Here is a 13,940-nt window from a genome sequence, read left to right as displayed (position 1 = left end):
TTTTATATTTTCAAAGTTAAATTAACTCTATATTTGCTGATATATTTTGGCTCTGAATTAAATTTCTGTAATAATAATTTGTCTTGAAAGTTACTTTATTATATCTAGCTAGTGTAGTTACAAAGTCTAATAGTAGTGTATCATTACTTATATGTTTTTTATCTAAGAGCATATCAGCAGTGCCTCTGTTTGTTAGTTTGATATGAATATTATTTGGGGCTGGATTCAATCCTGATGATATTTCATAATTTATCAATATATACTCTATGTTTGTGTATTCTATTTTTTTCTTTCCCAATATTCCTTTAGAGACTAAATAAGTGCTATATAAATCTATATTAGTAATTGGAGTAATCAGAATGCCAATAGCAATGGGAAAAAGGAAGGTCAGAAAAAAAAGAAATAGGAGAAAAAGAGAACCCTTCAATAGTAAGAAAAGAAATACAAGAACTGAAAATTCTATCCCTAAGATATTTAAAAACTTTTTGATAACATCTTCTTTTGGGACAAGAGGCAAACTTATTAGTAAACCTGTTTTGAGTTTCAACTTACTCTGTTTTGGAATGACTTCTAAGGTTTGCTTTTGCTCACAATGCGTACTTCCCAAATACTCCCAACTTTCTTTTAAGAAAGCAGATTTACACGAACTACAAATCACTATTTCGTCATTTTCCTTTATCAAATCGCCTGTAATTGGGTCTTTACGTTCTTGATTGAGGAAGTCAAAATGTTCTTGAGTAGATAATTTGTGGAAATGGAGCATTTTATGATAAACAGTAAATAGAGCAGGATAAAAATAGTTTGCAGATTATAATTTACGCAAAATTAATTATTTAAGTTGAGCTTTTGCAAAAAATAACCCACACAGATAGTTTCGAAACTACTTGTATGGGTATTGATGTATTTTTATAAACAAAAAATTACTTCAAAGAGCCTGTCATTTCAGCAGGAACAACCCACTTATCAAAATCTTCTGATGTCAAATATTCTAATTCTACGGCAGCTTGACGGAGCGTTTTGTTTTCTTGATGCGCTTTTTTAGCAATTTTGGCAGATTTTTCATAACCAATATGCGTATTGAGAGCAGTAACAAGCATCAATGAGTTTTCTAAATGTTTTTGAATAACTTCATTGTTTGGTTTGATACCAGCAGCACAATTATCTGTAAATGAAACACAAGCATCTCCAATCAAACGAGCCGATTGAAGTACGTTTGCAGCAATCAAAGGTTTGAAAACATTGAGTTCGAAGTGTCCATTTGAGCCACCTACCGAAACAGCCATATCATTTCCCATTACTTGGGCGCAAACCATTGTCATCGCTTCTGGCTGAGTAGGATTTACTTTTCCAGGCATAATAGAAGAACCTGGTTCGTTTTCTGGAAGCATAATTTCTCCAATTCCACAACGAGGACCTGAGCCTAACATTCGAATATCATTTCCTATTTTCATAAGCGAAACAGCAGTACGTTTCAAAGCTCCTGAAAGCTCAACCATTGCATCATGGGCAGCTAATGATTCAAATTTATTTGGTGCAGTTACGAATGGGAAACCTGTAAGGTTAGCAATTTTTTGAGCAACCAAAACATCATATCCTTTTGGCGTATTGAGTCCAGTTCCTACGGCAGTTCCACCTAAAGCTAATTCTTTTACCATTTCTAGTGCGTTTTTGATGCAACGCAAAGAATTATTTAATTGCTGAACATACCCAGAAAATTCTTGTCCTAATGTAACAGGCGTAGCGTCCATAAAGTGAGTACGACCTATTTTTACGATGTCTTTAAACTCTTCTACTTTACTTTGGAGTGTATCACGGAGTTTTTCAATTCCTTTGATAGTATTTTCTGTTACTAATTTGTAGGCTGCAATGTGCATGGCCGTAGGAAATGTATCATTCGAAGACTGCGACTTGTTTACATCATCATTTGGGTGCAATGCTTTTTTATCATCTGTCAGTTTTCCACCATTTATGACGTGTCCACGATTAGCAACTACTTCGTTTACATTCATATTTGACTGCGTTCCAGAACCTGTTTGCCAAATAACTAACGGAAATTCATTATCTAATTTTCCATCTAAAATTTCATCACAAGCTTTTCCAATAAGGTCGCTTTTTTCTTTCGCCAAAACACCTAATTCTGTATTCGTTTGTGCAGCAGCTTTTTTGAGATACGCAAACGCATAAATAATTTCTTTAGGCATAGAAGCTTCATCACCAATTTTGAAATTGTTACGGCTACGCTGCGTTTGTGCGCCCCAGTAGTTGTTGGCAGGTACTTTTACCTCGCCCATTGTATCGTGTTCAATACGAAAATCTGACATAATTAGTTGAAAATGTATAATTGAAAATGGAAAATATTTTATCTTAAAATTCTATTTTTGAATGAGAGTAAAAATAAGAACTTTGTTTTGGCATTGCAAATTTTGAGTTTTGTTTTGAACAGATTTGAATTAATCTTCTATAAAAATATTTTCATATTGATAACAAGCTATATCCTCTAACTTATGATTGGTTTCAATTCCAATAGATTTAGCGATTGAAATAACTTTGTCTAATTCATCTGATTCCTTCAAATTATCTTCTTCAAAGGGTAGAGGTTTTCCTTTACTTTCTATCATCTTGCCATCATCACTCACTACATATTTGCGTTGAATCAATCCATTTTTATAATAAGTAAAATCAAAAGAATTATCACAATCTCCCACAGAACAATAAAAAATATCATATTTCTCTCCTAGTTTATCAACTCTATTTTTAAAAGATTTTGAATGCCATAGACCATAAAACCAATTATCCATAATATGTACCCATTCTTTGTCCCTTGTTATGCGAAGATAACACTCTGTTTCTTTTTCAAAATCTCTTGTTTCAACATTTTGAAGCTCCAATAATTGTAGGATTTCTATGTCTGGTAAATGATTTAGACCTTTTATAAAAATTAGAAATGGACTGTGAAAACTACCTGTATGTTTATCTATCATTTTGGTATAATTTATTTGATACACAAACTTAATATCTATCACTTGTATTTTTAATAATCAGTAAATAATCAAATTACTCACTTTGTTTTGGCATTGCAAATTTCCCCACCTTAGAAAACCATTGTTAGTAGAATATTTTCAATAGAAGTGGCAGCTAACCTTACCATTTTTCAAAATCAGGTACAAAAGTAAAGACAGCGGCATCTTCCTCTGCAAGTTTTTCTATAATCTGTACATTTGCAAAATATAATTGTCGTACAGAGTTGAAATTCAGCAAAATATTGCAATTTTAAACTAAATAAGTTATTAAAAAAGGTATTAACTAAACATTTTTGTGTACGGTTTTAAGTTTAGGTTACAAGAAAATTTAATCATACAAATAAAGCATTTTTAAAAACAAATTCGTAATTTGATTTTAATTCTCCAAAAATGTTAAATTTTGATTTACTAATGAAAAAAATCTACTTCTCTTTAGCTTTATTCTTCTCATTTATTTTTATAAAAAATACTAGTTTTGCTCAATTTGGACAAATAGAAGCAGGTGCAAAAACCTATGGAATGGGCAGAACCTCACTTACTGTTTCAGATTCTTGGGCGGTTTTTAATAATGTGGCTGCACTTTCAGATGTAAGAGGAACAGAAGCTTTTTTGGGCTACTCTAATCGCTTCACACTTTCTGGACTTAATACCTTACAGGCAGGTGCTACTTTTGATGCTTTTTTTGATGGAAAAATGGGCATTGGTGTTACTCGTTTTGGAGATGATTTGTATAACGAGCATCGTTTGGCAATTGGATATGCTCACAAAATCAGTAATATGAGCATTGGAATACAAGCCAATTATTTACAAACTTCTATTCAAGGCTATGGAACTCGTCAGAATTTTGCTTTAGAAATGGGAGGGTTAGCACAGCTTTCAGAAACACTTTTTTTGGGAATGCATATTTTTAATATCAATCAAGCAAAAGTTTCTGATTTTGAAGATGAACGCATTCCAACAATGATGAGAATAGGAGTTTCATATAAGCCTGTGGAGCGTGTAGTCATAAATTTTGAAACAGAAAAAGATACAGAATACCCAGCTTCATTTAAGGCAGGATTGGAATATCAAGCTGTTAAGTGGAATGAAAATCAAGTTTTTATCAGAACAGGAATCACAACAGAGGAGTTTTTGGCTCATTTTGGAGTAGGCTATTATAAAGGAAGTTTCGGTTTGGATTATGCTTTTACTACGCTTCCACAAGTTGGATATTCGCATCATGTGGGTTTAGTTTATCGTTTCGGAAAGGCCAGAAAGGGAAATGAAGAGAACGAAGAACAAAATAATGTAAATGTTCCTCACTAAAATAAAGTTAGAAATCAGATTTTAGAAGCTCAAAACTAAAAATCAATGAAGCCTTCAAAAAAAAATTCAAAAATTTTATTTGATAAAACATTGATAATCAATTAGCTCAAAAAAAACTTCAAGTAAGTGCTAAAATAATTGAGCAATAGTTTGGATATATGAGTTCTATACCCTACTTTTGTATCACGATTCAAGCGGATGTGGCGAAATTGGTAGACGCACTAGACTTAGGATCTAGCGCCGCAAGGTGTGTGGGTTCGAGTCCCTCCATCCGCACTACTTTTTATAATTTAACTATTATAAAAAACACTGGGTTTTAAAAAACAAAATTTCTCTTATTTCTTTTAAACTGCATCTAGTTTGATTGCCTAAATAAGAGAAATTTTTGTTTATAAAAATTTTTACTCAAAAGTTTTTGGGTTTTAAATAGACTTACAAAATAATTCATTTCATCACGCAGAATTACATATTTTAAAATAGTAATTCCCAAATTTATAGACTATCGTGGAAATTAAGTTAGAAAAAAAGAATGAAACAAATGCTTTTATTCATGTTTCAGTAAAAGAAGAAGATTATAAAGCCAAATTTGATAAGAAACTAGAAGACTATCGCAAACAAGCTTCTATCAAAGGTTTTCGTCCAGGTAAAGCTCCTATGAGTTTGGTAAATAAGATGATAGGAAAAGAAGTAAGAATGGACGAAGTAAATGATGTAGTAACAAAAGGAGTAAGCGATTATATCCAAGAAGAAAAACTAGATTTATTAGGCGCACCAATTCCACAAGCAGAAAATGTAGATTTCGGAAAATCAAGAGAATTTGAATTTTCATATGAAATTGGTTTAGTTCCTGATTTTGAATATGATATTTCTGAAAAAGTAGAAGCAGAAAATTACAAAATTGATATTACTTCAAAAGAAGTAGATAATTATATTGATAATCTTCGTTCTCGTTTCGGAACAGTAGAAAATCCAGAAGAATCTGATAAAGAGGATTTCGTTTATGGCGAAATTTTCCAAATGAGTAAAGATGAAAAAGGAAATGAAACAAAATCTTTCTCAGTAGAAACCCTTATACCAATCAATAAAATTACAGAGTCAGAAGCAGAAAAGTTTGTTGGCGTAAAAGGAGGAGATACTTTTACATTCACTATGGAAGAAGCACTTCCAAATGAAAGAGAAAGAGGTTTTGCATTAGGACTTGAAAAAGAAGATGCTGCAAAACTTTCAGGAGAGTTTACAATGGTAGTAGAAAGTATTACACGTCGTATTCCTGCTGTAATGGACGAAGAGTTTTTCAAAAAAGTAGGTGCTTTCAAGCCAGTTGAACCAAAAGCAGTTGTAGAAGGAGAAGAAGCTCAAGAAGAATCAGAAGAACAAGCTGAACCAGAAGTAATGAACGAAGAAGAATTTCGTAATGAAATAATGACTCGTTTGAAAGATGATTATGCTAAAGAAGGTGAAGCTCTTACAGATATTTATATTCGTAGAGATTTGATTGAAAATACTAAAATTGATCTTCCAGATGAATTTTTGAAGCGTTGGTTGGCTTTTGCTAATGAAGGCAAATTTACAAAAGAACAAATTGAAGAAGAGTACCCAGAGTTCATCAAAGAAATGAAATGGTCGCTTATTCAGAATCGTATCTTGAAAGACAAAGAAGTAGAAATCACGAGAGAAGATATTATGGCTGAAGCTCGTAAAGAAGTTCAGAATATGATGATGCGTATGGGTGGTGGAATGCAACTTCCAGAAGCTCAAATGGACAACATGGCTGAAAGCTTCTTGAAAGCAGAAGATGGCAAACATTATCAACAAATTGCTACACAAGCGATGCGTAATCGTTCTATGCAAGCAATTCGTGAGTCAGTTTCTCTTAAAGAAAAAGTGGTAAGCGAAGAAGAGTTTGCTCAAATAGCTGAATCACTTTAATATATATTTATTTATTATAAATTAAAAAAAAGTTACTTCTGCAAATGAAGTAGCTTTTTTTTTTAAAAAAAACAATTATGAAATTTTATTTCTTATCTTTTATTTTATTATTTTTTTTGACTTTCGAAGTTTTTCCTCAAAAAAACTTTGAAAAAGGATATATAATTGATAATTCAGGAACTAAGAAAGAATGCCTAATCAAAAACTTGTATAGCAAGTTCGATAACTTCGAACAAATTAAATATAAATTAATAGGCAGTACAGAAGTCAAGACAGGTTCAATAAAAGATATACAAGAATTTGGAATTAATGATACTATTAGATATGAACGAGTTATTGTTGAGATTGACAAAAGTGAAGATGGTTTAGAGAATAAAACAGGCATCAGCCTCAAATTAGATACTCTTTTTCTTAATCAACTTGTGAAAGGAAAAGCTAATTTATATAAATATGTACTAGGTACTAATATCCGTTTCTTTTTCAATGTAGGAAATGATACTATAAAACAACTTATCTATAAGAGATATACAAAAGACGCTAAAGAGATAAAAGACGTAACTTACCTTCAACAACTCATCAAAAACACAAATTGCAAAGGTTTCAAATTTGATAGAATTCAAAAGGTAAAATATACAACAAACAGCATGGTTACTTTTTTTGAAGAGTATAATGATTGTGAAAATGCTGAGTATATAAATTTTTATTCAAAAGTAAAACGAAGAAATCTGATAAATATGTATATAAGAGGTGGAGTAAATATTTCTCAAAACAACTTTAAAAGAAACTTTAAAGATTTAGATAAAGGAACAGGAATGGGATTTAAACTAGGATATGAAGCAGAAGTCATTATTCCTATAACCAAAAAAGATATTTTTAGTGTCTTTGGAGAAGTTTCTTACTATCAATTTAAAACAGAAGTTAAGGATAATACAAACTCATTTTATAGCAATTATACTTTCCAACACAAAAACCTTGAAGCTGCTATTGGTTTGCGTGCTTATCTACCCTTAAATAAAAACAATGCATTTTTGGTTGATTATGCAATAGGTCTAAATAACGAAATTGAATCAGAATTAGTAACTGAATTTTATTCTGAACTATTTCCTTTTAATAATACTAGAAATTTAGGAATAGGTTATAAATATAAAAAAATTATGATTCAAGCAAAATACTATTCAAAAGAAGTTCAACTAGAGTTTCAAACTGAAAGAAACAGACAGTATGTATCAGGTTTTATGTTTACAGTTGGTTATCATTTTTTTTAAGTTTTAGTTCGTTTTTAATTATACATAATGAAAAATATTTTTCTACTATTAAGTTTTCTTTTTATAAATTATCAATTACTTGCTCAAAGTGGTTTTGATAAAGGGTATATAATTGATAAAGATGGAAATAAAAAAGAATGTCTAATCAAGAATTTATATCGCTTTGACAATCCTGAAACGATTGAGTACAAACTTATAGGTAGTAGTAAATTAGAAACAGGCTCTATATCAGATATAAAAGAATTTGGGGTTACTGATACTATAAAATATATTAGAGCTATTGTAAATATAGATAAAACTGAAGACGGTTTAAATAGTAGTATAAAAACAAATATTCATCTTACAACTGATACACTTTTTCTGAATCAACTTATAGAAGGAAAAGCTAATTTGTATAAATATTCATTTGGCTCTCTCAATCGGTTCTTCTTTAATATAGAAGATGATACCATCAAACAACTTATCTATAAAAGGTATTTAGAAAATGGTAAAGAGAAAAAAAATCTTACTTACATTCAACAACTGATTACAAAAGTAAATTGTCAAAAATTTAGATATGATAGGTTTCAAAATATAAAATATAATACAAAAAGTTTAATTACTTTTTTTGAAGATTATAATACCTGTGAAAATGAAGAGTACATCAATTTTGATTCTAAAATAGAAAGAAGGCAATTGATAAGAATGTATGGAAGAGTAGGAATAAATGTTTCTCAAAATAGTTTGAAACGAAATTATACAGATTTTGCTCAAGGTGGAGGAGTAGGAATAAAGCTAGGCTACGAATTAGAAGTAGTTGTTCCCATAATGAAAAAAGATATTTTTAGCGTTTTTGGGGAAGTTTCTTATTATCAATTCAACACAAAAGTGGAGAGTAATACTCCAGTACCATCTAGTAACGCTTTAGGAAGTACATATAATAACTATATTTTTACACACAAAAACCTTGAGGGAGCTATCGGGTTACGCACCTATTTGCCTCTGAATCAAAATAATGCTTTTTTTATAGACGCTTCTTTAGCAGGTAATGGTGAAATTCAGTCAGAATTAGTAACTGATAGATACTCTATGATTTTTTCTTTCAAACATACTAATATTTTTGGTGTAGGTTATAGAAATAGAAGAGTTGTAATTCAAGCAAAATACTATGATAAAGAAGTTGAAGGGAGTAAATCAACTTATCAAAATGCTTCTAATTATCAGAATATATCAGGTTTTGTATTTACTATTGGATATCAATTTTTCTAAATTTAACGTTTTACTCTTTAAAAAACTTACAAACTACTTAATTATAAAATTTATGAAAAACATAAAATTTATTATGCTATTTCTTGCTTTTTTACTTTTTATAGCTAATCAAGCTTTTTCTCAAAAAACCTTTGAGAGAGGATATATAATTGATGAGTCAGGAATCAAGAAAGACTGTCTAATTAAAAATATCTATAAAACTGATAACCCCACAATTATTGAGTATAAGCTAATAGGCAGTACAGAAGTCAAGACAGGTTCGGTAGCAGAAATAGCAGAGTTTGGCATTACTGACACACTGAAGTATGTTAGAAGTATTGTGAAAATTGATAAAAATGAAGATGGATTGAATGATAAATTACAAGCTGGTCTTCACCTTGTAAAGGATACCCTTTTCTTAAACCAACTTATAGAGGGAAAAGCTAATTTGTATAGATATTCATTAGGTTCTTTGAATCGCTTCTTCTTTAATATAGAAAGTGATACCATCAAACAACTTATCTATAAAAGATATTTAGAGAATGGTAAAGAGAAAAAAAATCTAACTTATATTCAACAACTAATTGCAAAAGTAAATTGTAAAAGTTTCAGATATGATAGATTCCAAAATATAAAATACAACACTAATAGTTTACTTAATTTTTTTGAAGACTACAACAAGTGTGAAAGTGAAGAGTATATTAATTTTCATTCTAAGTTAAAAAGAAGAAAATTAATAAAAATGTATGCAAGGGCAGGAATAAATGTGTCTCAAAATGAATTAAAACGAGCCCAAGTTAGGTACTTTGATAAAGGTACAGGAGTAGGTTTAAAATTAGGATATGAAATAGAAGTAGTCATTCCTATAACCAAAAAAGATATTTTTAGTGTCTTTGGAGAAGTTTCTTATTATCAGTTTAAGATAAAAATGGAAGATGATACGCCACTACCACCCCGTACTAATCCTATAGTAAGAACATATAGTAATTATACATTTATACATAAGACCCTTGAGGGAGCTGTCGGGTTACGTGCCTATTTGCTTCTGAACCAAAACAATGCTTTTTTTATAGACACTTCTTTGGCAGGTAATGGTGAAATTCAGTCAGAAATAGTAATTGGTAATTCTTCTACAAGATATAATTTTGATTATAGCCGTATTTTTGGTGTAGGCTATAAACATAAAAAATTCTTGTTTCAATCAAAATATTATTACAAAGAAATTCCACGCATCGAACAAAACGGAGATGACAATCAAAACGTATCAGGCTTTGTATTTACTGTTGCTTACCATTTTTTTTAGACCTTGATTTTTTTGATCAAAAGTCCTACAAATTCTTTCTAGTTTGTAGGACTTTTTTTGATATAGAAATAGCTGATTCTGACTTCTAAAATCTAACTTCTGACTTTATTTATCTGTCCCAGTTGTATTTATCCATCGTTTCTAAAGCAGCCATAAGTAACCTTGTACTTGCCAAAACATCATCTTTATGAACCATTTCGGTTACTTGATGTAAATAACGAGTAGGGATTGAAATTGCTCCAGCAATAGAACCACTTCCTCCACGCTGCAGAGAAGCTGTATTTGTTCCACCAGCAGGCAAAACTTCAGCTTGCCATTTTAAGCTCTCTCTGTCAGCAGTTGCTTTCAAGAAATCTACCATTCTAGGGTCGCAAATAGTTTGAGAGTCAATAATTTTTATACCTGTTCCTTTTCCTAACTGAGTTACTTGTTTTTGAGGAGAAACACTTGGCATATCATTCGTAACTGTTGTGTCCAAACAAATGGCAAAGTCTGGATCAATATTGCGAGTAGCAACCAAAGCACCACGCAAACCAACTTCTTCTTGCACAGAAAAAACAGCATAAACATCATAAGGAGTTGCTTCTAAATTCTTCAATGTTTCTACCAAAATATAAACTGCAATTCGGTTGTCTAATGATTTTGTAGAGATTGTATTTCCTATTTCTACCAAATCTCTTTCTCTTGTAATAGTATCTCCAACAGAAATATATTTTTCTACTTCTTCTTTAGGTAAACCTAAATCAACAAAATAATCATCTAATTGAGCTGTTTTTTTGCGCTCTTCGGCAGTCATCATGTGAATTGCCTTTGTTCCCAAAACACCTAACATATCTTTTTTTCCGTGAATAATAACACGTTGTGCTGTCAGCGTTTTTGGGTCGAAGCCTCCAAGTGGATGAAAACGTACAAAACCTCTATCATCAATATGAGTAACCATAAATGCAATTTCGTCCATGTGAGCATCTACCATTACTTTTTTATTTTCAGAAGAATCTGAATTTGAGCCTTTTTTGAGAGCAATTAAATTTCCTAAATTATCTACACTCATTTCATCAACATAATCTTTTATTTCTTTCTGAATCTGCTCACGAATTCGGTCTTCATACCCTGGTGCACCTGCTGCATTTGTCAAGCGAGATAATAATTCAATATCTATTTTATCAATGTTCATTTGATTGGTAATTTATTATTTGGTTTTAGTAAAAATTAATTTCCCTCAAAGTTAAAATAATCGGACTTAAAAGCAGTTTTTAAGGTAAAATAATCTAGGTTTTTTAACTTTATTCTTACTCTTCTAAATTTTTATAATAATATTTTAGTTTTTCTAATTTGAGTTGAATATCATTGAGTTGATTTACAGAATCATTCAAATTTGCTTTTACAATTGGCGCAAGACGAGCATCTACAAAAAGATTTTGGTCTAATTCATACCATTCTTCTGGTTTTTCGGTATCTAGTTTTTCTAAATTTTCATTGACATAACTCAAAAGTTCCTCTAATTTTTCGTTCCAATATTTTTCTATTAATTGATGAGCTTTTCTATAAATAATTTCATCTTTTTCTACTTTATGTGTACGCAGACCTAACGCAAGAAGTTGAGCATTATGAAATAAATGAATTTGGTGCTGTACAGAAGGTTTTTTTGCTTTTACTTTATAAGTTAGCTTGAAATTTTCATCATAGACATTTATCGTACTTTCTTCTTGTGTAAGTCTATCAAAGTCAGCTCGTTTGATATATTTTCCGTCCATTGAAGTTTCCAAATTCATAACTTGATAAAACTCTTGTTCTACTGGATAGAGTTCTTCTCGTGTCGTAACGTGTTTTACTTTTGTTTCTTTCTCAATTTCTGTTTCTAACTCTTTTATTTCTTTTCGTAATCCAGTAAGGTTTAGTGAGATAGAGTGGCCGTGTTTGCGTATTACCTCTGAAACTAAATGTCGAACTTTATCAAGTTGCTCTGGCTGATTCCAAACGCAATGCGTAATCAAGAAACAATCCATAAGATTTACTTTTGTTCTTCCATTCAGAAAAGCACACGTTTTCAGAAGGCGAATTACTTTTTTCCACCTTCTATCTGATACAAAATATACATTTCCTATTTGATTATCAGTATCATCAAGTTGTTTTTTGACCAGCTGAATAGTATTCAAGACTTCCGTAGGTAATTCTATTTCATCAATTTCTTTGCTCCAAGTCAAATTTTCTTCTGCTGTAATCTTCAATTCATCTGAAACAGTATCTTCATAAACATCTTCTGAAGAAGTTAGCATTTGAAGAAAATTACCACTTTCTTTTATTTCTGAAATCATATAACGCACCAAAAATCTATCCCAAAGAGCTTCTAAACCTTCATTTTTGGGTGGAAGTTCGTTGGATGCTGCAATCAATCCTTTGAGTTCTACTTTTACTTCTTCTTCTCCATTTCTATAAATTTTTTCATTTAAAACTGTCAAAAGTGCATTCTGAATTGAAGGACTTGCTTTCCAAATCTCATCTAAAAAAACAACTGTTGCACCTGGTAAATACTTTTCTGTTAGGCGTTCATATTTATCTTCATCTTTAAGTTTTTTGATAGAAACAGGGCCAAAAACTTCATCAGGCGTACTGAAACGATTCATTAAATACTCAAAAGACTGCCCTGCTGTAAAGGCAAATTTTAGTTTACGAGCAATCAAACTTTTAGCCACTCCTGGTGCGCCGAGCATAAATAAACTTTCTCCAGCAACTGCTGTCAAAAGAGCAAGTTGTATGGGTTCTTGGCGTTCATAAAGATTTTTATTGAGAGCAGAAAGTAAGTTTTTGATTCGTTCTTTGCGTTGCATAGTTTAATTTTGTGTCGTTGGTAAGGACACCAACAACGGCGAGAAATGATAATTTGAAATAAAATAGCATAACTTTTTATGAATGAATAAGGTTTTGAGAATTTTATTTAGACATAATTATTTTACTAAACTTCAATAGCTTGAAGCCAAGTATTTACCTATTCATATCTCTAAGTCTAAAATTATATCCTTCATCAATTGTTCTTTGAGTAATTGATAATGTGTTTTTATTACTACTATTGATTCGTATCGGAATTTGATTAGCAGTAGATAAAGATTTTAATGAGTTGAAAAAAGAGATGGTATTATTAAACGTGTTTTTAGGAATATTAAAAGTTATTCGTTTATTTGTTATTTCTTCTTGGTATTCCACGACACAATAGGTTAAACCTTCTGATATATTTTTTTCATAAAAAGTAATTTGTTTTATGTCTTTTGCTGACAAAATATATCGATTTATCCCATAAGCGTCTGAAAAACAGATTGATTTATTAGTAATATAAAATGTATTTCCTCTAAATGCTCTAAAAGCTGAATCTAATTGATTACCAAAATACCAATTATGAAGCATCTCAGTAATTTGTAAAATAAAAGTAAATAGGAAGGCAAAAATTACGATAGGAGATTGATAAACGAGAAATAAAATGATTCCTATTGCCCAAGACATTATCTTAATTCCCTGTATTATAAAATTATTGAAAATTCCCTGAATAGGAGATAATTTGGTCTGCTCCCTAACCCAAGGACTTTTTTTTACCTCCACAGGAAAATTTACTTTATTGCCATCATCAGAATTAAGAGCTTGAAAAAATAAAATAGATTCCTCTATCTTCAAATGAATAACTGATGAAGAAGGAAATTTTTCTACTGTTTCAGATTGCTCACAATGTTTTTCATCTAAATAAATCCAAGTATCAAGTAGAAAAACAGACTTACAACTTGCACAAAAAACAACTTCATCATGTGATTGAATTAAGTCACCTGTAATTGGGTCTTTTCTATTTTGCGATAAAAATTCCTTATGCGTATTGCTATCTATTTTATGAATGTGCATATTTTTTTA

Annotated in this window: 11 protein-coding genes and 1 tRNA gene; 6 read left to right on the top strand and 6 right to left on the bottom strand. The window is 30.7% G+C overall.

Going from position 1 to position 13,940, the window contains the following annotated elements; genetic code table 11:
• Positions 1-16: 16 nt before the first annotated feature.
• The 3 genes from WAF17_RS01975 to WAF17_RS01965 all read right to left on the bottom strand — a co-directional run bounded on the left by WAF17_RS01975 (position 17) and on the right by WAF17_RS01965 (position 2,981).
• Positions 17-763 (bottom strand): hypothetical protein, encoded by a 747-nt coding sequence (locus WAF17_RS01975; RefSeq protein ID WP_338765597.1) that lies wholly within the window; start codon positions 761-763, stop codon positions 17-19.
• A 157-nt stretch (positions 764-920) separates the two neighbouring features.
• Positions 921-2,321 carry a class II fumarate hydratase gene (fumC, locus tag WAF17_RS01970; RefSeq protein ID WP_338765594.1) on the bottom strand — a complete coding sequence of 467 codons (1,401 nt, stop codon included), beginning with the start codon at positions 2,319-2,321 and terminating at the stop codon, positions 921-923.
• 129 nt (positions 2,322-2,450) lie between these two features.
• The gene (locus WAF17_RS01965) at positions 2,451-2,981 is read right to left on the bottom strand and encodes a hypothetical protein (RefSeq protein WP_338765591.1); all 531 of its coding nucleotides are present in this window, start codon (positions 2,979-2,981) and stop codon (positions 2,451-2,453) included.
• A 450-nt stretch (positions 2,982-3,431) separates the two neighbouring features.
• Here WAF17_RS01965 and WAF17_RS01960 point away from each other — a divergent pair, with 450 nt between their 5' ends.
• From WAF17_RS01960 to WAF17_RS01935, 6 genes are all read left to right on the top strand, one after another.
• Positions 3,432-4,325 (top strand): hypothetical protein, encoded by an 894-nt coding sequence (locus WAF17_RS01960; protein ID WP_338765588.1) that lies wholly within the window; start codon positions 3,432-3,434, stop codon positions 4,323-4,325.
• Between the two features lie 194 nt (positions 4,326-4,519).
• Positions 4,520-4,601 (top strand) — tRNA-Leu (locus WAF17_RS01955).
• Between the two features lie 228 nt (positions 4,602-4,829).
• Positions 4,830-6,254 carry a trigger factor gene (locus tag WAF17_RS01950; RefSeq protein ID WP_338765586.1) on the top strand — a complete coding sequence of 475 codons (1,425 nt, stop codon included), beginning with the start codon at positions 4,830-4,832 and terminating at the stop codon, positions 6,252-6,254.
• Between the two features lie 77 nt (positions 6,255-6,331).
• Entirely contained in the window at positions 6,332-7,519 is a 1,188-nt protein-coding gene (locus tag WAF17_RS01945; RefSeq protein ID WP_338765584.1) for a hypothetical protein, read from the top strand.
• A 27-nt stretch (positions 7,520-7,546) separates the two neighbouring features.
• Positions 7,547-8,767 (top strand): hypothetical protein, encoded by a 1,221-nt coding sequence (locus WAF17_RS01940; protein ID WP_338765581.1) that lies wholly within the window; start codon positions 7,547-7,549, stop codon positions 8,765-8,767.
• Between the two features lie 52 nt (positions 8,768-8,819).
• Positions 8,820-10,049 carry a hypothetical protein gene (locus tag WAF17_RS01935; RefSeq protein ID WP_338765578.1) on the top strand — a complete coding sequence of 410 codons (1,230 nt, stop codon included), beginning with the start codon at positions 8,820-8,822 and terminating at the stop codon, positions 10,047-10,049.
• Between the two features lie 109 nt (positions 10,050-10,158).
• Here the strand turns inward: WAF17_RS01935 and WAF17_RS01930 are convergent, their stop codons facing one another.
• The 3 genes from WAF17_RS01930 to WAF17_RS01920 all read right to left on the bottom strand — a co-directional run bounded on the left by WAF17_RS01930 (position 10,159) and on the right by WAF17_RS01920 (position 13,931).
• The gene (locus tag WAF17_RS01930) at positions 10,159-11,223 is read right to left on the bottom strand and encodes a M42 family metallopeptidase (RefSeq protein WP_338765576.1); all 1,065 of its coding nucleotides are present in this window, start codon (positions 11,221-11,223) and stop codon (positions 10,159-10,161) included.
• 115 nt (positions 11,224-11,338) lie between these two features.
• Positions 11,339-12,877, bottom strand: a complete 1,539-nt coding sequence (locus tag WAF17_RS01925) for an AAA family ATPase (protein ID WP_338765573.1) — start codon at positions 12,875-12,877, stop codon at positions 11,339-11,341.
• A gap of 154 nt (positions 12,878-13,031) precedes the next feature.
• Positions 13,032-13,931, bottom strand: coding sequence for a hypothetical protein (locus WAF17_RS01920; protein ID WP_338765571.1), 900 nt, complete (start codon positions 13,929-13,931; stop codon positions 13,032-13,034).
• Between the last annotated feature and the right edge of the window lie 9 nt (positions 13,932-13,940).

The sequence above is a fragment of the Bernardetia sp. ABR2-2B genome (assembly GCF_037126435.1).
Taxonomy (GTDB): Bacteria; Bacteroidota; Bacteroidia; order Cytophagales; family Bernardetiaceae; genus Bernardetia.
This window is presented reverse-complemented; position numbering and strand designations above follow the sequence as displayed.

Excerpts from the sequence above, each read along its gene's own strand:
- WAF17_RS01975 (WP_338765597.1), bottom strand. The coding sequence starts at position 763 with ATGCTCCATTTCCACAAATTATCTACTCAAGAACATTTTGACTTCCTC.
- fumC (WP_338765594.1), bottom strand. The coding sequence starts at position 2,321 with ATGTCAGATTTTCGTATTGAACACGATACAATGGGCGAGGTAAAAGTA.
- WAF17_RS01965 (WP_338765591.1), bottom strand. The coding sequence starts at position 2,981 with ATGATAGATAAACATACAGGTAGTTTTCACAGTCCATTTCTAATTTTT.
- WAF17_RS01960 (WP_338765588.1), top strand. The coding sequence starts at position 3,432 with ATGAAAAAAATCTACTTCTCTTTAGCTTTATTCTTCTCATTTATTTTT.
- WAF17_RS01945 (WP_338765584.1), top strand. The coding sequence starts at position 6,332 with ATGAAATTTTATTTCTTATCTTTTATTTTATTATTTTTTTTGACTTTC.
- WAF17_RS01940 (WP_338765581.1), top strand. The coding sequence starts at position 7,547 with ATGAAAAATATTTTTCTACTATTAAGTTTTCTTTTTATAAATTATCAA.
- WAF17_RS01935 (WP_338765578.1), top strand. The coding sequence starts at position 8,820 with ATGAAAAACATAAAATTTATTATGCTATTTCTTGCTTTTTTACTTTTT.
- WAF17_RS01930 (WP_338765576.1), bottom strand. The coding sequence starts at position 11,223 with ATGAACATTGATAAAATAGATATTGAATTATTATCTCGCTTGACAAAT.
- WAF17_RS01925 (WP_338765573.1), bottom strand. The coding sequence starts at position 12,877 with ATGCAACGCAAAGAACGAATCAAAAACTTACTTTCTGCTCTCAATAAA.
- WAF17_RS01920 (WP_338765571.1), bottom strand. The coding sequence starts at position 13,931 with ATGCACATTCATAAAATAGATAGCAATACGCATAAGGAATTTTTATCG.